This window comes from Serratia sp. CoH_122_TC_1 (genome assembly GCF_058191755.1).
Map to the genome: position 1 here is coordinate 221,994 of NZ_JBXWLA010000005.1, position 21,295 is coordinate 243,288.

A 21,295-nucleotide genomic window follows, 5' to 3' on the forward strand; every position below is an offset into this window, starting at 1 on the left:
CGATAGTAGAGCGTTCAGTCTGACGACGCAACGCAAAAACCGGAATGAGAACTATCTTACTGTGGCAGATTCTGTGAGTTGCGCGGTGTTTTATAACGTAACAGGTTTTTTCTGCAGTTAGCAGGGTTAAGGCGCCGGGAATCGCGGTAAGATAAGGGTAACTGTGCGTCGCCGGGCAGAACGTGGCAGGTAAGGTTTGCCGCCGTGAAGGCTGACGCGAATGCGTAACTTATTGGTGTTAAAGACTTATGACCGTTGAAATAGAACTGAAATTTATTGCTACCCCGGATGCCGTTGCCGCGTTGCCACAGCAACTGGCGGTTTGGCCGAACCAACATTCCGCACCGCAAAAACTGACCAATATTTATTTCGAAACCGCGGATAATTTTCTGCGTGGTCATGACATGGGGCTGCGTATCCGCGGGTTTGATGACAGCTATGAAATGACCATCAAAACCGCCGGTAAAGTCGTCGCAGGCTTGCATCAGCGCCCAGAATACAATGTCGCGATTGCCACGCCAGAACTGGCACTGGCACAGTTTCCGGCAGATATCTGGCCACAGGGCTGTGATATCAACGCTCTGCAACAGGCGCTCCAACCGCTGTTCCGTACCGATTTTGTGCGTGAAAAGTGGGTGGTCACTTACGGTAAGAGCGAGATAGAAGTGGGGCTTGACCAGGGTGAAGTGAAGGCAGGTGAGCTGAGCGAAGCGCTGTGTGAGATCGAACTGGAGCTTAAAACCGGGAATACCGCAGATTTGCTGGCGCTGGCCAACGCATTGGCAGAACACGGCGGCCTGCGTCAGGGTAGCCTGAGTAAAGCGGCGCGCGGTTATCATTTGGCACAAGGCAATGCCCCGCGCGAGCGCCGCCCTTTGGCGGTATTGAAGCCTGCCGCCAAATCCAGCGTTGAACAAGGGATGATCGCCAGTTTTGAATGGGGTTTGAGCCATTGGCAGTACCACGAAGAACTGTGGTTGCGCGGCGATGCTCAGGCACGCCGTTCCGTTATGGAGGCGATTGCGCTGATCCGTCAGGCCCTGGTGATCTTCGGCGGCCTGGTTCCGCGCAAGGCCAGCGCCGATCTGCGCGCCCGGTTGACGGCGCTGGAGCCGCTGCTGATCGATAAAACCACTCAGCCACAGGTGCTGTGCTACAGCGCAGAGTATCTACAATGTAAGTTGGCGCTCACATCTTGGTTGGTGACTGGCGCATGGCGCCCGTTCATTGACGCCAAGGCGCAGGCCAAACTTGACGGTTCTTTCAAACGTTTCAGTGACATTATGCTGGGGCGTAGCGCTGCGGAGTTGAAAGACGCTTTTACCCGTACGCTGAACGATGATGAATACGAAGAACAGTTGCCGCGTCTGACGCGTCAGATCTCGGCATTTATCCTGCTGTCAGGTGCTTACCCTGACGACGAAACCGGCCCCTATATCGACGGCTGGCGTGAGCTGCAGCTGGCGATAGCCGAGCGGCGCCAGGGCTGGTACGAAGGTAGCCGCAAGCAAGCCTTATTGCATGCGCCATTCTGGTTAAATGGCGCGCTCCGCTAATTAAGCTGGCCTGCGAGGCGCGGGCCGCAAAACGGATCATTCATTATGTTGCCACTCTCAGCAGCGTTACAGGCTCAGGCACAGAACATTGTGCAGCGTTTTCAGGAAACTCAGGGCGCGGGCTGCGCGCTCAGCGATCAGGAACAGCGGGTTTTAGCGTCGAGTGACTTTGTCTGTGACATGTTACTCAATCAGCCGGAATGGCTGGAGACGCTGCGCAAACAACCGCCGGTGGCGGGCGAGTGGCAGCATTACGCCGCCTGGCTGCAGGATGATTTGGAAGAGGTTCGCGACGAAGCGCAATTGATGCGCGTACTGCGCCTGTTCCGCCGCGAGACGCTGGTGAGGATCGCTTGGGCGCAGGCACAAGAGCTATGCAGCACGCAAGAGACGCTGTTGCAGCTGAGTGGGTTGGCGGAGACGCTGATTGTCAGCGCTCGCGATTGGTTGTACCAAACTTGCTGCCGTGAATGGGGAACGCCGTGCAACGCGCAGGGCGTGCCACAGCCGTTGCTGATCCTCGGTATGGGGAAGCTGGGCGGCGGCGAGCTGAATTTTTCCTCCGATATCGATCTGATCTTTGCTTACCCGGAAAACGGCCAAACTCAGGGCGGACGGCGTGAACTGGATAATGCCCAGTTCTTCACCCGCCTGGGGCAGCGGCTGATCAAAGCGCTGGATCAACAAACTATCGACGGCTTTGTTTATCGCGTGGACATGCGGCTGCGGCCATTCGGCGACAGCGGCCCGCTGGTGATGAGCTTTGCCGCGCTGGAGGACTATTACCAGGAGCAAGGGCGCGACTGGGAACGTTATGCGATGGTGAAGGCGCGGCTGATGGGCGGTTCAGAAGATGCTTACAGCGAGGAGTTACGCAAAACCCTGCGGCCGTTTGTCTTCCGTCGCTATATCGACTTCAGCGTGATCCAGTCACTGCGCAATATGAAAGGCATGATTGCGCGTGAGGTGCGGCGGCGCGGGCTGAAAGACAATATCAAGCTGGGCGCCGGCGGCATTCGCGAAATTGAATTTATCACTCAGGTGTTCCAACTGATCCGTGGTGGGCGTGAGCCTGCATTGCAGGGGCGCTCGCTGCTGCCGACGTTACAGGCCGTGGGGGAATTGGGATTACTGGAACCCCAACAGGTACAGGCAATGAGCGCCAGTTACCTGTTCCTGCGTCGGTTGGAAAACTTGCTGCAGGCAATTGCCGATCAACAGACACAAACACTGCCGCAAGATGAACTCGATCAGGCGCGTTTGGCTTGGGGGATGGGGTTCGGCGATTGGTCTGCACTGCTGGCCACGCTCGACGGGCATATGCAAGCGGTAAGGGCCGTATTTAACGACTTGATTGGCGATGATAGCCCGGATGTTGGTGAAGATCCGGATTATCAGAACTACCACAGCTTGTGGCAGGATGCCTTGGAAGAAAACGAATTGGCGCCGTTGACGCCGCACCTGGACGAAGATGCGCGCAAGCAAATGTTGCGCACCATTGCTGAATTCCGTCATGACGTCGACAAACGCACCATTGGGCCACGTGGTCGGGACGTGCTTGACCAACTGATGCCGCGATTACTGGCGGAAGTGTGCCCGCGTCAGGATGCGCCGACGGCCTTGCTGCGTTTGACTCAGTTATTGCTGAGTATCGTGACCCGCACCACCTACCTTGAACTGCTGGTGGAATACCATGCGGCACTTAGCCATTTGATTCGGTTGTGCGCGGCTTCGCCGATGGTTGCCAACCAACTGTCGCGCTATCCGTTGCTGTTGGATGAACTACTGGACCCGGCGACGCTGTATCAGCCGGTGGCCCCGGATGCCTATCGTAGCGAACTGCGCCAATATCTATTACGGGTACCCGAAGACGACGAAGAGCAGAGACTGGAGGCGTTACGCCAGTTCAAGCAGGCCCAACAATTGCGCATTGCCGCAGGAGATATCTCGGGCGCGTTGCCGGTAATGAAAGTGAGCGATCACCTCACTTATCTGGCTGAAGCCATCATCGACACGGTGGTGCAGCAGGCGTGGAATGACATGGTTGCACGTTATGGCCAGCCGACGCATTTGCAAGAGCGCGAAGGGCGCGGTTTTGCGGTAATTGGCTACGGCAAGCTGGGCGGGTGGGAGCTGGGTTACAGTTCTGATCTTGATTTGGTATTTATCCTGGATTGCCCACCGGAAGTGATGACCGACGGGGAGCGTAGCATCGATGGTCGCCAATTCTATCTGCGTCTGGCACAGCGTGTGATGCACCTGTTCAGTACCCGTACCTCGTCGGGCATATTGTATGAAGTTGATGCCCGCCTGCGGCCATCGGGTGCGGCGGGCATGTTGGTCAGTACCGTCGAGGCGTTTGCGGATTATCAGCAAAACGAAGCCTGGACCTGGGAACACCAGGCGCTGGTGCGGGCGCGCATTGTGCATGGCGATCCGGCGTTGCATCAGCAGTTTGACATTATCCGTCGTGAGATCCTGTGCAAACCGCGTGATGCGGAAACGCTACGGCGTGAGGTCCGCGAGATGCGGGAGAAAATGCGCAATCATCTTGGCAGCAAGCAACGCGATCTCTTTGATATCAAAGCGGATGAAGGCGGGATCACCGATATCGAATTTATTGCCCAGTATCTGGTCTTAGGCTATGCGGGGGCTGAACCGCGCCTGACGCGCTGGTCTGATAACGTGCGTATTTTCGAACTGATGGCCAATTACGACATCATGCCGGAAGAGGAAGCGCGTGCGCTGACTCAGGCGTATGTCACCATGCGCGATGAGATCCACCACCTGGCGTTGCAAGAGCATTCCAGCAAGGTCAGTAATGGGCAATTCGTTGCCGAACGTGAGCAAGTCCGCGCCAGTTGGGCGAAGTGGCTGGGCTGAGCAGGCCAGTTGCGCAATACGTTTTGCCGCTATTACAAACGTCTGTGGTAATATCTGCGCCACTAAAATTTTGTACTTTTTTGGAGTTATCGGATGAAAGTTACACTGCCTGATTTTCGCCGCGCCGGGGTATTGGTGGTGGGTGACGTCATGTTGGATCGCTATTGGTATGGGCCGACCAGCCGCATTTCACCGGAAGCGCCGGTGCCGGTGGTCAAGGTTGAAACCATTGAAGAGCGTCCTGGCGGTGCGGCTAACGTGGCGATGAACATTGCTTCGCTGGGTGCTAACTCACGCTTGGTAGGCCTGACGGGTATTGACGATGCGGCGCGTGCGCTGAGCGCCAAATTGAACGAAGTGAACGTGCGCTGTGATTTTGTCTCGGTGCCGACGCACCCGACCATCACCAAGCTGCGCGTGCTATCGCGTAATCAGCAATTAATTCGTCTCGATTTCGAAGAAGGCTTTTCTAACGTCGATCCGCAGCCACTGTTGGAACGTATTCAGCAGGCATTGCCGCAGATTGGCGCGTTGGTACTGTCAGATTACGCCAAAGGTGCGCTGAGCCAGGTGCAGAGCATGATCCAACTGGCTCGTGCTGCCAAAGTCCCTGTGCTGATCGATCCTAAAGGATCTGATTTCGAACGTTATCGCGGCGCGACGCTGCTGACGCCAAACCTGTCCGAATTCGAAGCGGTGGTAGGCCACTGTAAAGACGACGCTGAACTGGTTGAACGCGGCATGAAGCTGGTCGCGGATTTTGAGCTTTCTGCCCTGTTGGTGACCCGTTCCGAACACGGTATGACGCTGTTGCAGCCGGGTATTGCACCGCTACATTTGCCAACGTTGGCGCAGGAAGTGTTCGACGTTACCGGTGCCGGCGATACGGTTATTGGCGTACTGGCGGCGGCACTGGCTGCCGGCAACACACTGGAAGAGTCCTGTTTCCTGGCCAATGCCGCTGCCGGTGTGGTAGTGGGCAAGCTGGGTACGTCTACCGTTTCACCGATAGAACTGGAAAACGCGGTACGCGGTCGGGCTGAAACCGGCTTTGGCGTGATGACCGAAGCCCAGTTGAAAACCGCTGTGGCGCAAGCTCGTCAGCGCGGAGAGAAAGTTGTGATGACCAACGGCATCTTCGACATTCTGCATGCCGGTCATGTCTCTTATCTGGCGAATGCCCGCAAACTGGGCGATCGCCTGATCGTAGCGGTAAACAGTGATGCTTCTACCAAACGATTGAAGGGCGAAACCCGCCCGGTTAACGCCTTGGAAAACCGCATGATTGTACTGGGTGCACTCGAAGCCGTGGACTGGGTGGTGCCTTTCGAAGAAGACACGCCACAACGCCTGATCGCCGATATCCTGCCAGATCTGCTGGTGAAGGGCGGTGACTACAAGCCTGAAGATATCGCCGGTAGCACTGAGGTGTGGGCCAATGGCGGCGACGTCAAAGTGCTGAACTTTGAAGACGGCCTGTCGACCACCAACATCATCAAGGCAATCAAAGACGGACGTGGCTAATTTCGCCTAAATAATTCGAGTGGTATCAAGGTGGCACCGGCTGATTCGCTACGAGGTTGAGCGAGTTACTGGCCATGTGTGCGGATGCCACTTGAAGTATGACGGATAAACGGCGGTGAGCAGTGAGTGGACTGAAGCAAGAGCTGAGTTTGGCGCAGGGCGTTGGGCTATTGTCCACTTCACTGCTGGGTACCGGCGTATTTGCCGTTCCGGCGTTGGCGGCTCAGGTGGCGCAGGGCGATAGCCTGTGGGCCTGGCCGGTGCTGATTGCCTTGGTTTTCCCTATTGCTATTACCTTTGCGGCTCTGGGGCGTCATTTCCCCAGTGCCGGGGGGGCTGCGCACTTCGTCGGCCTGGCCTTTGGTCCGCGCATGGCAAAAGTGACCGGCTGGCTGTTTTTGTCGGTAATCCCCGTAGGGTTGCCAGCGGCATTGCAGATTGCAGCCGGTTTTTGGCAGGCCACTTTCGGCTGGAGTGCCAACGGCCTGCTGTTGGTACAAATTGCCACGCTGGTTGTTATCTGGTTGCTGGGCATGCGCAGTGCCGGTTCCAGCGCCAATATTCAAACGTTGATCGCTATTTTGGTGGTGGCGCTGGTCGCCGCTATTTGGTGGCGAGGCGACATCTCGCTGACTCATATTCCCTGGCCGACGTTCAACGAAATTTCTCCCCCTAATCTGTTCCATGCACTGGCAGTGATGTTCTGGTGTTTTGTTGGTTTGGAAGCATTTGCGCATTTGGCGACAGAATTCCGTAACCCGGAGCGCGATTTCCCGCGTGCGCTGCTGTTTGGCATGTTGGTCGCCGGGGCGGTGTACTGGGGATGTACCGTGGCGGTATTGCATTTTCACGCCTACGGTGAGCATCAGGCGGCGGCTGCGTCGTTGCCAGGTATTGTGGTGCAATTGTTTGGCCAGCATGCGCTGTGGGTGGCCTGTATCATTGGTTATCTGGCCTGTTTTGCCAGCGTGAATATCTATACACAAAGTTTCGCCCGGCTGGTGTGGTCGCAGGCGCAAGATCGTCCCTCCAGTGCGCTGGCCAAACTGTCCGCCGGGCAGGCACCGGTCAACGCACTCAGCGCAGTGGTCGGCAGCTGCCTGTTATTCACCTTGCTGATTTATACATTGAATCTGCCGCTGGATACGTTGCTGGTGTATGCCAATGGGATCTTCGTGTTCATTTATTTGCTGTGCATGCTGGCGGGCTGTCGGATTCTGCATGGACGTTCGCGCTTAATGGCGCTGACGGGGCTGGTGTTGTGTGTGCTGTTGATGGTGATCATCGGCTGGAAAAGCCTGTATGCGCTGGGGATGTTTGCGCTGATTGGGCTGGTATTGCAATTGACGTCGAAGGCAGCGTTGAAACAGCAATAAGGGCGCGGTACTGCGCCCTTATCAATAACTTACTCTGCGTCAGGCTGCGGTGCTACCGGTGCGGCGTTCAGCTTGCTTTCCAGCTCGCTCATACGCTGTTCCAGCAACGCCAGTTTTTCACGGGTGCGCAGCAGCACCTGGGTTTGCACGTCGAACTCTTCGCGGTTGACCAAATCCAGACGGGTGAGCTGTGACTGCAACACCTGACGGATTTTCTTCTCAACATCTTCCCCGAATTCACGCACGCCTTTAGGCATGGACTCATGTACCTGGCGTGCGATCTGTTCAATTTTTTTCGGGTCAATCATGGCGTATCCCTTTCAGAGTTTAATAGCTTTCCCTTAGTGTAATGCGAGTTGCCCGCCGGATAAACCATTAACCGCATTCCCTGACGCTGGCCGAATTGTGCTTTTGCCAATTGCCCTGATTAATCATTAGCGTTATAGTCGAGAGGCTTATTCTCAGGGCGGGGTGCAAGTCCCCACCGGCGGTAAATCACCTGTTACGGTGAAAGCCCGCGAGCGCTCAGCCAATCTCTTGCAGTTTGGTTAGAGGTCAGCAGATCCGGTGTAATTCCGGGGCCGACGGTTATAGTCCGGATGGGAGAGAGTAACGGTATCTGTCGGGTTTGCGCCCGCTTGCGTTATTTTTTTAGCTATTGCTAGCTACTCCTCAAGTTCGCCCTGGTTCTGGTAATCCATAATTTTTTAATGAGGTTTTTTACCATGAATCAGACCCTACTTTCAGATTTCGGCACGCCGGTAGAACGCGTAGAACGCGCTCTTGAAGCATTGCGCAACGGGCGCGGTGTGATGGTGCTCGATGATGAAAATCGTGAAAACGAAGGTGATATGATCTTCGCCGCAGAAACCATGACCGTTGAGCAGATGGCACTGACCATTCGTCACGGCAGCGGCATTGTGTGCCTGTGTCTCACTGAAGACCGCCGTCAGCAGCTTGAGCTGCCGATGATGGTGACTAACAACTCCAGTCAGTTCCAGACGGCTTTCACCGTGACTATCGAAGCGGCGCAGGGCGTGACTACCGGTGTTTCTGCTTCCGACCGCCTGACCACGATCCGCGCGGCTATCGCTGATAACGCCAAGCCGAGCGATCTGAATCGCCCAGGCCACGTGTTCCCGCTGCGTGCGCAGCCGGGTGGCGTGCTGAGCCGTCGTGGCCATACCGAAGCGACGATTGATCTGGTGGCAATGGCGGGTTTCAAACCTGCCGGTGTGTTGTGTGAACTGACTAACGATGACGGCAGCATGGCGCATGCACCGGAAGTTATCCTGTTTGCCAAACAGCATGGCATGACTGTGCTGACTATCGAAGATCTGGTGGCTTATCGCCAGTCTCACGAACAGAAAGCCAGCTGATATCAGACTGATATTCTGAATATGAAAAAGCCGCGTAATGCGGCTTTTTTGTGCCTGAAAATAATGAACTGATGCTGCCGCTAACGTCGGTAGAAAAACCTGGGAAGTTGCGCAGGCTGATACTGCGGGTTGCTTCTATGGCTTTAATCATTCAAATTTATTGAAAATCATCATCACGGTTATCCGGCTGTGCCGCAGTGACAAACGGCGTAGTCTAGTCCTCAGAATATATTGTGACTAACCAAGGATCCTGTATGAACACCTCTCGTATGCCTGCACTTTTCCTCGGTCACGGTAGCCCGATGAACGCACTGGAAGAAAACCGCTATACCCAGGCATGGCGGCGGCTGGGTGAAACGTTGCCGCGTCCAAAAGCTATCGTCGCTGTTTCTGCCCACTGGTACACCCGTGGCACCGCGGTGACGGCGATGGAAAAGCCGAAAACTATCCATGATTTTGGTGGGTTCCCACAGGCGTTGTTTGATACGCAGTATCCGGCACCGGGTTCACCTGAATTGGCGGCGCAAATCCAGCAACTGCTGGCGCCAGTCAACGTCACCGCAGACGTCAGCGAGTGGGGGTTGGATCATGGTACCTGGGGTGTGCTGATCAAGATGTATCCTGAAGCGGATATCCCGATTGTACAGCTCAGCATCGATGGTACCCAACCGGCAGAATATCATTATGAGCTAGGCCGCAAGCTGGCAGCATTACGTGATCAAGGGGTGATGATCGTCGCCAGCGGCAATGTGGTGCATAACCTGCGGATGGTCAAATGGCAGGGCGAAGCGAGTCCGTATCCGTGGGCAACATCGTTTGATAAATTCGTGCGGGATAACCTGACTTATCAGGGGAATAACCATCCGCTGGTGAATTTTATGCAGCACGAAGGGGCGGCGCTGTCGAACCCAACGCCGGAACACTATCTGCCGCTGTTGTATGTGCTCGGTGGATGGGACGGTAAGGAAGAAATCACCATACCGGTAGATGGCATCGAGATGAGCTCTTTGAGCATGCTGTCGGTACAGGTCGGCTGATTTGCCCCGCCAGCTTAGGCTGGCGTGGCTTTATCGGCAAAACCGCAAGATTCCCGGATCACCAATGACGGTGGCAGAATGATGCGTTTTGGCGGCTCATCATTGCCTTGAATGCGGCTGTACAGCAATTCCCCAGCCTTACGGCCAATCTCGCGTGAGGCCACCGATACGGTGGTCAAACCCGGCTGCACCAACGACGCTTCGGTAATATCATCAAACCCAATCAGCGCAAAGTCTCTGCCGATTTGACGGTTGAACTTGCGTAATGTCTGCATCACACCCAACGCAACAATGTCCTGATAGCACAGCGCTGCGGTGATTTCAGGGTGGGCCATCAATAACTGTTCTGCAGCTTTGGCGCCTGAGCTTTGGCTGGCTTCACTGTCTACGATCCATTCCCCTTTTACCCCAATACCCTGTTCAACCAGCTTACTGGTGTAGCCGCCGAGCCGCTGTGCGCGGGTGGTGGAATTGATGGAGCCCCCAATAAACGCGATATGACGGTGCCCCAAATCCAACAGGTGCTGAGTCGCCAATTGGGTACCCAGGAAATTATCAGTGCCGACAAAGTCAAAGTGCGCATCGGCCACCGGGCGGACCACCATGATGGCCGGTATCTTGCGACGTTTCAGTGTTTCAAAAAACAGGGTAGGCGTTTGCCGGGCGGCACACAGCACCATACCGCTGGCACTGTTCTGTAGCAGCGAGTCGACAAACTTTTGCTGTCGGTCAGCCGACTCTTCGCTGTTAGCGAGAAAGAGCATCAACTGATGACGTTCCATCTCCTGGCTCAACCCTGCGGTCATCTCGGCATAAAACGGATTGGTGATATCGTGCAGCAGCAGGCCGACCTGGTTACTACTGCGGTTGCGCAGGTTGGCGGCGGTCTGATTATAAACGTAGCCCAGTTCGTCAATGGCGCTCAGGACGCGTTTACGGGTTTCATCCGAAATGCGTCCACGGTTGCGCAATACCATCGATACCGTGGCGGTGGAAACTTTTGCATGTGCGGCGACGTCCGCCAAGGTGATTGTGCTCATTTTATGTCCTGTGGGTGCTGCCTATCAAACTAAGGTATAACGATTAACCTTAATTTGTAAAATGGCGCAAATAATTCGTGATGGCTGTCACGGGATTTCGGTTTTTTACGCGTTTATTATCGGTTATATGAGGTTAATCTCGTTAATCAGCCTGTTTGAAATGAGGTTAATCGATTAATCTTTTGCCATGTATTCAGTTCATAGGCAGAACAATATGGCAGAGCAACAGTATCAGGCTACAAGCTACGACAAGTTCCCGGAAGTGGCCGTCCAGGGGTATGACGACGCCGCCTGGCAAGGTTGGCAGGCGGTGACTGAGGCTGTCAGTCGCAAAGTTACCGCTCTTGGGTTGCGCAAAACGCTGTTGATCGTGGATTGCTACCATGGGGTCAATCTGGCAGAGCTCACAGAGCATTTCATCAATCCTCTGCAACCGGCCTGCAGTATCAACGCCGAGTCGGCCAAATACGATGAACCGCATATTCACGCGATGATAGAGCGTAATTTAACGGATGATCGTGTTTTTGGCGTGCTGTCGTGCCATGAAATGCCCGAATTTTTTGATACTGCGCGTGTACAGCGGTTACGTGACCAGATCGAACGTGTCGATAATGGGCTGGTCGTGGTCTACGGGCCGGGCGCCGCGTTGATCGCCGAAGGGGACGTGCTGGTGTATGCCGATATGGCCCGTTGGGAAATCCAGCAGCGTTTCCGCCGTGGCGAGCTGGGTAACTGGGGCGCGGGCAATGTGGATGAAGATGTGTTACGCCGCTACAAGCGGGCATTCTTTGTGGAATGGCGGGTCTTCGATCGCCATAAAACTCCGTTGCTTCAGCATGCAGATTTTGTACTGGACACGAACCAGGCCGGTAAACCAACCCTAGTGTCCGGTACGGCATTCCATGCCGGATTACAGCAGGCAACTCAACGCCCATTCCGCGTAGTGCCGTTTTTTGACCCCGGTATTTGGGGCGGCCAATGGATGAAACACCAGTTTGATCTCGACCCGACGGCAGCCAACTACGCGTGGTGTTTTGACTGCGTGCCCGAGGAAAACAGCCTGCTAATGCGTTTTGGTGACGTTCGGGTCGAGATCCCCTCACAGGATTTGGTACTGCTGTATCCGCAGTCTTTACTCGGTGAGCAGGTCCATGCCCGCTTTGGTGCCGAATTCCCCATTCGTTTTGACCTGCTGGACACGGTCGGTGGGCAGAATCTTAGCTTCCAGGTTCACCCATTGACGGAATACATCCAACAGCACTTTGGTATGCATTATACCCAGGATGAAAGCTATTACATTCTTGCCGCTGAGCCGGGGTCTGACGTGTACCTGGGTATAAAAAATGGCACAGACCCGCAAGCGATGATGGCCGATCTTGCCGCGGCCCAACGAGGCGAAAAGGCGTTTGATGATCGGCGTTTTGTTAACCGGTTTCCGGCGCGTAAACACGACCACTTCTTAATCCCTGCGGGGACGGTGCATTGCTCAGGCGCAGGCTCCATGGTGTTGGAGATCAGCGCTACGCCATACATTTTCACTTTCAAATTGTGGGATTGGGGCCGCCTGGGATTAGATGGTCAACCACGCCCCGTGCATCTACGGCACGGCGAGCAAGTGATTAACTGGCAATGTGATACCGACTGGGCAACGAAGCATCTGGTGAACCGCATTGAACCCGTTGCCGAGGGGGAAGGCTGGCAAGAGGAACGGACGGGTCTGCATGAGCGTGAATTTATCGAAACGCGACGCCACTGGTTTAGTAAGCCGGTGCTGCACCATACAGAGGGCCGGGTCAATGTGCTGAACTTGGTCGAAGGCGAAGAGGCGGTGATCGAAAGCCCCGACGGGCATTTTGCTCCCTTTGTGGTGCATTACGCGGAAACCTTTATCGTACCGGCCGCCGTAGGCGCGTATCGCATTCGCCCTCATGGCCGTAGCTTGGGTAAAACCCTTGGCACGATTAAAGCTTGGGTAAGGGGATAAGTATCATGTTGAAAGTGATTGTGATTTCTCATGGCCCAATGGCTGAAGCGCTGATAAGCAGCGCACGTATGGTTTATGGCGAACTGCCTGGAACCAGCCATGTCGGCCTGAGTGAAAACGCCGGTATTGAGGCTTTTAAACACGATTTTGCTGTCGAACTGCGCCGGGTGAGCACCGGCGCGGAGGGTGTACTGGTGCTGTGCGACATGCTGTGTGGCACGCCCTACAACGTGGCCTGCCGCCACGCTTTTGACCCCGAGACGCCGGTGCCAATGGCCGTGGTAACGGGGGTGAATTTCCCAATGTTGTTGATGAGCGCCGAATTGCTGGAGGGGAAGGATGTTCAACAGGCGGCACAGGAGCTGGTGGCGCAGGGGGGAGAGGCAATAGCCCTTGCCCGTCCGGTATCAACGGCGCAATTGGACGATTTCTGAGGAAAGAATATGGCCATTTCATTTGTACGTATCGACGACCGGGTCATCCACGGTCAGCTGGTAACCCGCTGGGCAAAGGAATTGCCCTGTGACGGCATCGTGGCGATCGATGATGAGGTGGCGGCCGATCCGCTGCTGTCATCGGTGATGAAAGGGGCGGTACAGGACACCAAGGTGTGGTTATTTACCGTACAGCAGGCAATAGAAAAATTGCCGAAAGTGATCGCCAGTGACAAGCAATATTTTGTGATTGGCAAATCTCCGGTCACGCTGCGTAGGTTGATGGAAGCAGGGATAGATCTCAGTAACAGGAACAAGAAGATTAACGTTGGACCTATGTCTGCCCGTAAGGAAACGGTGACGATTGGCCCGAATCAATCGGTGAGTGCCACAGAAGCCGCTGCTTTTGATTTCCTGACCGAACACGGGCATGCCATTGAATTCCGTTTGGTCCCTGACGCCAGTCATTTCAGTTGGTTGGACGCAAAAAAGAAACTCAAATAAGCCTAAACGGCAGGAGTTAACTATGTGGTTTGAAGCGACGCTTATCGGGATTCTGTGTTATCTCGGCGCGCTGAGCAGCCCTTGGCTGCTGGGGCTGACCGGAGGCTGGTATATTCTCAGCCGCCCGTTAGTTTCCGGCATGCTGGTGGGGGCTATTCTCGGCGATGTACAGACCGGCATTATCATCGGTGTTGCGGTACAGGCGGTGTATATCGCCATGGTAACGCCGGGTGGATCGATGCCGGCCGATCTCAACTTTGTGGCGTTCCCGGCGATCGCGCTGGGTATCCTCTCCGGTAAAGGGACGGAGGTGGCGGTTGCGCTAGCGGCGACGATTGGCATCATGGGGACCGTGCTGTTCAATGCCATGATGGTACTCAATTCTTACTGGAATCACCGTGCAGATCTGGCCGTAGAACGCGGAGATGAGCCAGGGATTTACCTCAATAGCGCTATCTGGCCGCAGGTTACCAACTTCCTGCTGCGTTTTGTGCCGACGTTTATCGCCGTCTTTTTTGGGGCGCGTTATATCAACGCCTTTATGGACAGCTTGCCGGCGTTGGTGCTGACCACCATGAACGTGGTGGGGGGTATTCTGCCCGCAGTCGGCATCGCCATTCTTCTCAAACAGATCATTAAAAGCTACAGCATGCTGATTTACTTCCTGGTGGGGTTCATCTGCATTGTTTTCCTCAAGCTGAATATGGTGGCGCTGGTCATCGTCGGCGCGCTGCTGGCACTTATTCACTACAACTATAAGCCAGAGCCACAGGTGGCTGCCGCTCAGGCCGCGCCTCAGGCTGATGATGAGGATGAATTCTGATGGATACGCCAACACCAAAACTGAATAAGCAGGATCTGCGCCGTTGCTGGCGTAGTTGGATGATGTACAACCTGTCATCGATGAGCTTTGAACGCCTGGAGTCTTACGGTTTTTGTCTGAGCATGATGCCCGCGTTGAAAAAGCTCTATCAGGACAAGCAACAGCGCATTGAGGCCATTCGCCGCCATACCTCGTTTTACAATACCGAGCCGCAGTTGGGCGCGATTGTTAACGGCATGGTAATTGGATTGGAAGAGAAACGCGCCAACGGCGAGCCGATCGACGGGGAAACCATCAACACGCTCAAAGTGGGGCTGATGGGGCCGGTGGCCGGTATTGGCGACTCGATGGTACCGGGCATGCTGATCCCGATTTTATTGAGTATCGGCATGGCGCTGGCGGCCGGTGGCAGTGTGATTGGCCCGCTGTTTTACATCATCGCGTTTAGTTTGATCGTCATTCCAGGCTCCTACTGGCTGTTTATGAAAGGCTACCATATGGGTTCCGGCTCGGTGGAGATGTTGGTCAGTAGCAAGTCCTCGCGGCTGCGCGAAGCCCTTTCCCTGTTGGGCGTGTTTGTCATGGGAGGCGTCGCGGCGAGTTACGTCAAACTGGGGACGGGTTTGGAGTTTGTTACCAAAGATGGGGTGAATATTCACCTGCAGCAAATGCTGGACGGCATTTTCCCTAACCTGATGCCGCTGATGGTGGTGCTGGTGACCTGGTATCTGATGGCGAAGCGAGGGCTTTCTCCGGTGAAAGCGATGCTTGGGTTATTAGTGTTGGCAGCGGCCGGTGTAGCCTGCGGTTTGTTCTCGTAAGCTATAGCAATAATGAGTGACGCGTAGGGGGCGAATAAATTCGCCCCTTTCTCTTTCACGGCTCAAATCGTTGCCATTTTTCCGCTACGTTGCCCGGTTTGGAAATGAACTGGAAACGCGCTGGATCGACTTCAAACTGTAGGTACAAAGGGTCGTCGCTCAGACCGAATTCGTGATATTGGCGTGGCCCGATGGCATGTAGCCTGCCGGATTGATAGCGCGGGTTTTGCTGCCAGATAATATTATTGCCCTGCAATAACGGATACCACGCCAGCCCTTTGTATGCGCGTACCGCATCATATTCAAAGCCATATTCACGATCGCACCAGGCAGCGAAGGTCAGTGGTTGACTGGGGTCGGCTGAAATTGTGGCGTGCGCCCATCCCGGTGGTACCAACACTTTCTCGCCAGGGCCGGCATGGACGGCAAAACAGCGGCCAGGATCATGCTCCACGCGTTCTTGCATATAAATGATCGCCTTCCCTTGCCAGATCTCATACAGCTCCGGCGGCGACCAGCCGCTGTGGGCGCTGATGCGGTGTATATGCCCCTGGCTGCGTACCGGCTCCTGACCCAATTGGCCTTTGGCATAGGTGACAATGCCGAACAACAACATGCGTTTCTTCAATTCAGCCAAATGCCGCTGTTTGGCGACGTCCATGGCGATGGCATAGACCTGTTCTGGTCCGCTGCAGTCCGGATCACGTAACGAACGGCGGATGTGTTCCAACGTCCGAATCTCTGGCAATGGCCCAATCACTTCATCCCCGTAGCCAAACCCCATCGGGTTGTCGTTTATGTGTACATCAAGACCAAATCGCAGCATCGACTCACTCATATTGCGCCTCCGCTTGCCAACCTTCGGCGTTGGCAAAGACCCGCAGCTTGAAGCCCTGGGGTTGCAACGCATCGTAGTTATGACCGGCAACCGTTGGCCAGACGGCCAGCGCAGAGAGTACATCATTACCGGTATTGATCAGGCGGTGAGCGGTAAAGGAAGGGATATGGTGAACGCTGCCGTGGAAAACCTGTTCCAGCACGCAATCACCGTCCCGGTGTTGCAGCAACAACAAGCCCTGACCGCGCAGGCCAAAATAAAATTCAGCCTGTTCAGGGCGCTGATGGAAATGCCCGCGGGTCATAAAGAATTCGTTACCCACCCGGCCCGGTTGTAGGTGAGTGGTACCAACAAACAGTTCGCCTTCTTGCTGGGCGGAGGGCAGCATTTCTACCTGATAGACGGCAAGCTCTGCAGGCATAGCGCCCCATGCGACGGGATCGACGAAGATGCCCGCCAAACTGCTCAAGGTTGTGGATTTACGCTGAATATCAGGCGCGGTAAAGCATCCGTTCGCCAGGTTGACCTGCGGTGGAATAATGGACGTCAGTTTCATATCTGGTTGCTCCGCCCGAGGAGAACAGACATATCGAGTATAAAAGGTTAATCGATTAATCACCAGAAGGAAGGCATAAAAAAAGCGCGACATTGTCGCGCCTTTTACTCACGAATGTGAGCGTTAACCGAGAATAATATGCGGGTAGAAACGCGACAGATCCTGGGTGATCAGTTCGCGGTCTTCACGCAGACCGATACCGCAGGGTTGATCGTCAACCAGCCAACTGCCGATCAGCGTATAGCTGCCTTCGAACTGGGGCAGCGGGTGGAACTGCTGCACGATCATGCCTTCTTCACCGTAAGGGCCGTCAACGCGTGCCACTTCCTGACCGTTTTGCACGATCTGGATATTAGCGCCTTCGCGTGAGAACAGTGGCTTGGTCACGTAGTGATCGAGCTGTGGGTGCTCATCTTGTGCAAAGTATGCTGGCAGCAGGTTTGGGTGATCCGGGAACATTTCCCACAGCATTGGCAACAGTGCCTTGTTGGAGATAATGCTTTTCCACGCCGGTTCCAGCCAGCGCACGCCAGCATCTTCCAGCTTGGTGGAAAAGATCTCGCGCAGCATGAATTCCCACGGGTAAAGTTTGAACAGGTTACCGATGACCTGGTCTTGCAGGTCGGTAAACTGGCCTTTTTCACCCAGACCAATGTCTTCCATAAACAGGAATTCGGTCGGGACTCCCGCTTCCAGCGCACAATCTTGCAGGTATTGCACGGTACCGCGGTCTTCCTCGCTGTCCTGACAACAGGCCAGATGCAGCAGGCCAAAACCGTGGTGTGCTTTCAGATCGGCGAAACGTTCGATCAGTTTTTCCTGCAGGCTGTTGTATTGATCGGACTCCGGGCTGAGATTGCCGGCGTTGATCTGATCTTCGAGCCACAGCCATTGGAAAAAGGCCGCCTCGTACAGCGAGGTAGGCGTATCGGCGTTGTTTTCCAGCAGCTTGGGTGGGTTAACACCGTCGTAGGCCAGATCAAGACGCGAATACAGTGAAGGCTGGTTAGTACGCCATGAGCTGCGCACGAAATCCCAGGTGTGTTTCGGGATGCAGAACTTGGCCATCAGCGCATCGCTGCCGATCACTTTTTCTACGACCTGCAGACACATCTGGTGCAATTCAGCAGTGGCGCTTTCAATCTCTTCAATCTGCGCCAGCGTAAATTGATAATAGGCATCCTCACACCAGTACGGTTCGCCGTACATGGTGTGGAAGCGGAAGCCGAATTCGGTGGCTTTTTCGCGCCAGTCCGGACGCTCGGTAATCGCAACGCGTTTCATGTATTAGCCGCCCATACTGCGAGAGCTGGAGTTGGAGGTTGCGCTGCTGCGTTGCATGCTGCTTTGCTTGGCTACGGACTCACCAAAGCCACCGCGGGTAACGGTATTGGTCACTGCTGGTTTTGGCGCCATTGCGGTTTTTGGTACCGTCATGGTGCGGCCGCCGGCGGTGGCTGGGCCGTAACTCTTACCGGTCGCGTCAACGAACTTACCGTTGGCCGGGCTGGCGGCGTTTTTAGACGTGAACAGCGGCTGCTGAGCAAAGCCGGAACCGCCCATCATACGGCCCATCATGTAACCTGCCATCAGTGGCATCCAGAAGCTGCCGCTGCTCTGTGATTCAGCGGCCATGCCGGCCTGTGCCGGAGCCGGTGCCTGAGTACACTGAGCTTCACCGAACTCGGCGACGCAGTCTTCACGGGTGGCGTATTTTGGCGCGGTTTTTGCGGCTTCTTTCAGGGCGTTGTTATAGGCGGTGGTGCACTGCTCGCTCATGGAAGGGTTGGTGCGCGAACAGTCGTCGGCATTCTGATACATCGAAACCGTTTCATCGCTTTTCTCGCAGCCGGCCAGCATAAAGACTGCGCTGATCGCCAAGGCTACGGGCGCAACACGGTAGTTGCGCCAGGATTTGCGGAACGTCTCTTGGTTGATGTTTTTTGTCCGTTTCATCGTTATTAATCCCATCAGTCGGGCTGTTTTCGCCCTTTCCCAGTAGTGGCCGTAAGAATAGGGGAAAGATGGTCAAAATTAAAGCTGAAACGCCCATAGAATCCACTCTTTACGCAGCTATACGTTAGGCTGTGCGCCAGTTCGCTTTACTGGCTAAAAAAGCCGCGTAAGAGTTCCATTATGAAACGTCATGGGCAAAGTGGCGTTCCACTTTGGAACGAAAAAGACGGGAGATCGCAAAGCGGCGGGCAGGCTCTATAGTCAGTCCATAACAACGCGACGGCACAAGGCCCGGCGCACCATCACCTGATATCTGAACGTTACCATCGCCAATTTCCCAAAAAGGATCCGGTTATGTTGAGAATCATCCAGTCTCCAGGCAAGTACATCCAGGGTGCCAACGCATTGGCCGCCGTGGGCGAATACGCTAAAGCCCTTGCCGACCATTATTTTGTGATTGCCGACGACTTCGTGATGAAGCTGGCGGGCGATACCCTGATGGGCAGCTTGCAACACCACGGGGTGAAGCATCACGCCTGCGTGTTCAACGGCGAATGCTGCCATAAGGAAATCGACCGGTTGGGCCAAGAGTTGAAGGCCCATGGCTGCCGTGGCGTGATCGGTGTTGGTGGGGGTAAAACGCTGGACACCGCCAAGGCCATCGCGCATTACCAGCATTTGCCGGTGGTGTTGATCCCGACGATTGCGTCTACCGATGCGCCAACCAGTGCGCTGTCAGTGATTTACACTGAACAGGGTGAATTTGCCGAATACCTGATCTACCCACGCAACCCTGACATGGTAGTGATGGACAGCGCGATTATTGCCAAGGCGCCGGTGCGGCTGCTGGTGGCGGGTATGGGCGATGCACTGTCGACCTATTTTGAGGCGCAGGCGTGTTTTGATGCGCAGGCCACCAGCATGGCGGGCGGCAAGTCAACGTTGGCGGCGCTCAGCCTGGCACGTCTGTGCTACGAAACGCTGTTGGCGGAGGGCGTTAAGGCCAAGCTGGCGGTTGAGGCCGGTGTGGTAACGGAGGCGGTCGAGCGCATTATTGAAGCCAATACGTATTTGAGTGGCATCGGTTTTGAAAGCAGTGGTCTGGCTGCTGCGCATGCTATCCACAACGGTTTCACCGTGCTGGAAGAGTGTCATCACCTGTATCACGGCGAAAAAGTCGCATTTGGTACGTTGTCGCAGTTAGTGCTGCAAAACAGCAGCATGGCGCAGATCGAAACGGTGTTGGACTTCTGCCAGCGCCTGGGCTTGCCAATCACGCTGGCGCAGATGGGGGTTAGCGGCGATCCGGCAGAGAAAATCATGGCCGTTGCCGAGGCGAGCTGCGCTGCCGGCGAAACTATCCACAATATGCCGTTCAAGGTCACGCCGGCCAGCGTGCAGGCAGCAATCTTGACGGCAGATCGGCTGGGCAGCGCCTGGCTGCAACAACACTCACGCTAATCGCGCAGGGGCGCAGCAGGCTGCGCCCCGTTGCTGACATGAGGAAATAACCGTGAAAAAACTGATCAATAACGTTGAGTCGGTACTGGAAGAGCAACTGCTGGGGTTGGCAGAGGCACATCCTGAGTTGTTGGTGCATCAGGAGCCGGTGTTTGTCACCCGTGCCGACGCGCCGGTTGCGGGCAAGGTGGCGATCCTGTCCGGTGGTGGCAGTGGCCACGAGCCGATGCACTGTGGCTTTGTCGGCGAGGGTATGCTCGATGGGGCTTGCCCTGGTGAGATTTTCACGTCACCCACGCCGGACAAAATGTACGAATGTGGTCAGGCGATTGACGGTGGTGCCGGGGTATTGTTGCTGATTAAAAACTACACCGGCGACGTGCTGAACTTTGAAACGGCGACCGAACTGCTGCATGACAGCGGTACCCAGGTGGCGACGGTGCTGGTCGACGACGATGTCGCGGTTAAAGACAGCCTGTTCACCGCAGGACGGCGCGGGGTGGCGAATACCGTATTGATGGAAAAATTGCTCGGTGCTGCTGCGGCGCGCGGTGACGATTTGGATAGCATCGTGACATTGGGCCACAGCATCAATAACCACGGACATTCGATCGGCATTGCGCTGGGTGCCTGTACCGTCCCGGCAGCGGGTAAGCCGTCGTTTGTGCTGGCGGAAAACGAGATGGAATTCGGTGTCGGTATCCATGGCGAACCGGGCATTGCACGGCGTCCCTTCACCACACTCAATGCGGCGGTGGACGACATGTTCCATACGCTGATCGAGCACGGCCACTACCAGCGTACGATTCGCGTTTGGGATCGCCAGCAGGGGGAATGGCGCGATGAAGTGCAGACCAAACAACCGCTGACGCGCGGCGACCGAGTGATTGCATTGGTCAATAACCTGGGCGCGACACCCCTGTCCGAATTGTATGGCGTTTATCACCGCTTGGCAGAGCGTTGCGCAGAAGCTGGGATGATCGTTGAGCGCAGCCTGGTGGGTTCCTACTGCACGTCTTTGGATATGCAAGGGGTCTCTATCACGTTGCTGAAGGTGGATGACGAGTTGTTGTCCTTGTGGGATGCGCCGGTGAAAACGCCTGCGCTGCGTTGGGGTTGCTGA

General features: G+C 55.4%; 19 protein-coding genes and 1 riboswitch. Of the genes, 13 read left to right on the forward strand and 6 right to left on the reverse strand.

The annotated features are described in order from the left end of the window. Positions 1–248 precede the first annotated feature (248 nt). The 4 genes from AC2FC2_RS08645 to yjeH all read left to right on the forward strand — a co-directional run bounded on the left by AC2FC2_RS08645 (position 249) and on the right by yjeH (position 7,339). On the forward strand, positions 249–1,556 hold the full coding sequence (locus AC2FC2_RS08645) for a CYTH domain-containing protein (protein ID WP_209637272.1): 1,308 nt from the start codon (positions 249–251) through the stop codon (positions 1,554–1,556). 45 nt (positions 1,557–1,601) lie between these two features. After that, positions 1,602–4,439 carry a bifunctional [glutamate--ammonia ligase]-adenylyl-L-tyrosine phosphorylase/[glutamate--ammonia-ligase] adenylyltransferase gene (gene glnE, locus AC2FC2_RS08650; RefSeq protein ID WP_265555943.1) on the forward strand — a complete coding sequence of 946 codons (2,838 nt, stop codon included), beginning with the start codon at positions 1,602–1,604 and terminating at the stop codon, positions 4,437–4,439. A 93-nt stretch (positions 4,440–4,532) separates the two neighbouring features. Further along, positions 4,533–5,963: a bifunctional D-glycero-beta-D-manno-heptose-7-phosphate kinase/D-glycero-beta-D-manno-heptose 1-phosphate adenylyltransferase HldE gene (gene hldE, locus AC2FC2_RS08655; protein ID WP_209637276.1), complete on the forward strand. Its 1,431-nt coding sequence runs from the start codon at positions 4,533–4,535 to the stop codon at positions 5,961–5,963. Between the two features lie 122 nt (positions 5,964–6,085). Next, a complete protein-coding gene (gene yjeH, locus AC2FC2_RS08660) occupies positions 6,086–7,339 on the forward strand; it encodes an L-methionine/branched-chain amino acid transporter (RefSeq protein WP_265555945.1) in 1,254 nt (417 codons plus the stop codon). 29 nt (positions 7,340–7,368) lie between these two features. On the opposite strand, the gene ubiK is transcribed toward yjeH, so the two are convergent. Next, positions 7,369–7,647 carry a ubiquinone biosynthesis accessory factor UbiK gene (gene ubiK / locus AC2FC2_RS08665; protein WP_209637280.1) on the reverse strand — a complete coding sequence of 93 codons (279 nt, stop codon included), beginning with the start codon at positions 7,645–7,647 and terminating at the stop codon, positions 7,369–7,371. 145 nt (positions 7,648–7,792) lie between these two features. Continuing rightward, positions 7,793–7,954, forward strand: a riboswitch (FMN riboswitch). 110 nt (positions 7,955–8,064) lie between these two features. Between ubiK and ribB the strand changes: the two genes are divergently transcribed. Continuing rightward, positions 8,065–8,718 carry a 3,4-dihydroxy-2-butanone-4-phosphate synthase gene (gene ribB / locus AC2FC2_RS08670; RefSeq protein ID WP_209637282.1) on the forward strand — a complete coding sequence of 218 codons (654 nt, stop codon included), beginning with the start codon at positions 8,065–8,067 and terminating at the stop codon, positions 8,716–8,718. 254 nt (positions 8,719–8,972) lie between these two features. After that, positions 8,973–9,755, forward strand: coding sequence for a 4,5-DOPA-extradiol-dioxygenase (gene ygiD, locus AC2FC2_RS08675; protein ID WP_490659077.1), 783 nt, complete (start codon positions 8,973–8,975; stop codon positions 9,753–9,755). 14 nt (positions 9,756–9,769) lie between these two features. Here ygiD and AC2FC2_RS08680 read toward each other — a convergent pair whose 3' ends face one another. Next, a complete protein-coding gene (locus tag AC2FC2_RS08680) occupies positions 9,770–10,795 on the reverse strand; it encodes a LacI family DNA-binding transcriptional regulator (protein ID WP_209637286.1) in 1,026 nt (341 codons plus the stop codon). Positions 10,796–11,009: 214 nt separating this feature from the next. On the opposite strand from AC2FC2_RS08680, the gene AC2FC2_RS08685 reads away from it, so the two are divergent. Genes AC2FC2_RS08685 through AC2FC2_RS08705 form a run of 5 tightly spaced genes read left to right on the forward strand, consistent with a single transcriptional unit; the run spans position 11,010 to position 15,361 of the window. Continuing rightward, complete coding sequence (locus AC2FC2_RS08685) at positions 11,010–12,779, forward strand: class I mannose-6-phosphate isomerase (protein ID WP_490659078.1); 1,770 nt, start codon at positions 11,010–11,012, stop codon at positions 12,777–12,779. 5 nt (positions 12,780–12,784) lie between these two features. Beyond that, positions 12,785–13,213, forward strand: coding sequence for a PTS sugar transporter subunit IIA (locus AC2FC2_RS08690; protein ID WP_490659079.1), 429 nt, complete (start codon positions 12,785–12,787; stop codon positions 13,211–13,213). 9 nt (positions 13,214–13,222) lie between these two features. Further along, a complete protein-coding gene (locus AC2FC2_RS08695; protein WP_209637292.1) occupies positions 13,223–13,717 on the forward strand; it encodes a PTS sugar transporter subunit IIB in 495 nt (164 codons plus the stop codon). A 22-nt stretch (positions 13,718–13,739) separates the two neighbouring features. Further along, positions 13,740–14,540 carry a PTS mannose/fructose/sorbose/N-acetylgalactosamine transporter subunit IIC gene (locus AC2FC2_RS08700; protein WP_404760497.1) on the forward strand — a complete coding sequence of 267 codons (801 nt, stop codon included), beginning with the start codon at positions 13,740–13,742 and terminating at the stop codon, positions 14,538–14,540. Then, positions 14,540–15,361, forward strand: a complete 822-nt coding sequence (locus tag AC2FC2_RS08705) for a PTS system mannose/fructose/sorbose family transporter subunit IID (RefSeq protein ID WP_209637294.1) — start codon at positions 14,540–14,542, stop codon at positions 15,359–15,361. Before AC2FC2_RS08700 ends, AC2FC2_RS08705 begins: the two co-directional genes overlap by 1 nt. Before the next feature lie 55 nt (positions 15,362–15,416). Here AC2FC2_RS08705 and AC2FC2_RS08710 read toward each other — a convergent pair whose 3' ends face one another. From AC2FC2_RS08710 to AC2FC2_RS08725, 4 genes are all read right to left on the reverse strand, one after another. Continuing rightward, entirely contained in the window at positions 15,417–16,199 is a 783-nt protein-coding gene (locus AC2FC2_RS08710) for a glucose-6-phosphate isomerase family protein (RefSeq protein ID WP_265555949.1), read from the reverse strand. Next, positions 16,192–16,755, reverse strand: coding sequence for a glucose-6-phosphate isomerase family protein (locus AC2FC2_RS08715; RefSeq protein ID WP_490659080.1), 564 nt, complete (start codon positions 16,753–16,755; stop codon positions 16,192–16,194). Before AC2FC2_RS08715 ends, AC2FC2_RS08710 begins: the two co-directional genes overlap by 8 nt. A gap of 123 nt (positions 16,756–16,878) precedes the next feature. Continuing rightward, a complete protein-coding gene (locus AC2FC2_RS08720) occupies positions 16,879–18,039 on the reverse strand; it encodes a glutathionylspermidine synthase family protein (RefSeq protein ID WP_265555951.1) in 1,161 nt (386 codons plus the stop codon). Positions 18,040–18,042: 3 nt separating this feature from the next. Then, the gene (locus AC2FC2_RS08725) at positions 18,043–18,711 is read right to left on the reverse strand and encodes a DUF1190 family protein (RefSeq protein ID WP_037416536.1); all 669 of its coding nucleotides are present in this window, start codon (positions 18,709–18,711) and stop codon (positions 18,043–18,045) included. Between the two features lie 354 nt (positions 18,712–19,065). On the opposite strand from AC2FC2_RS08725, the gene AC2FC2_RS08730 reads away from it, so the two are divergent. Further along, positions 19,066–20,172: a glycerol dehydrogenase gene (locus AC2FC2_RS08730; RefSeq protein WP_209637309.1), complete on the forward strand. Its 1,107-nt coding sequence runs from the start codon at positions 19,066–19,068 to the stop codon at positions 20,170–20,172. 52 nt (positions 20,173–20,224) lie between these two features. Further along, positions 20,225–21,295 carry a dihydroxyacetone kinase subunit DhaK gene (gene dhaK, locus AC2FC2_RS08735; protein ID WP_209637311.1) on the forward strand — a complete coding sequence of 357 codons (1,071 nt, stop codon included), beginning with the start codon at positions 20,225–20,227 and terminating at the stop codon, positions 21,293–21,295.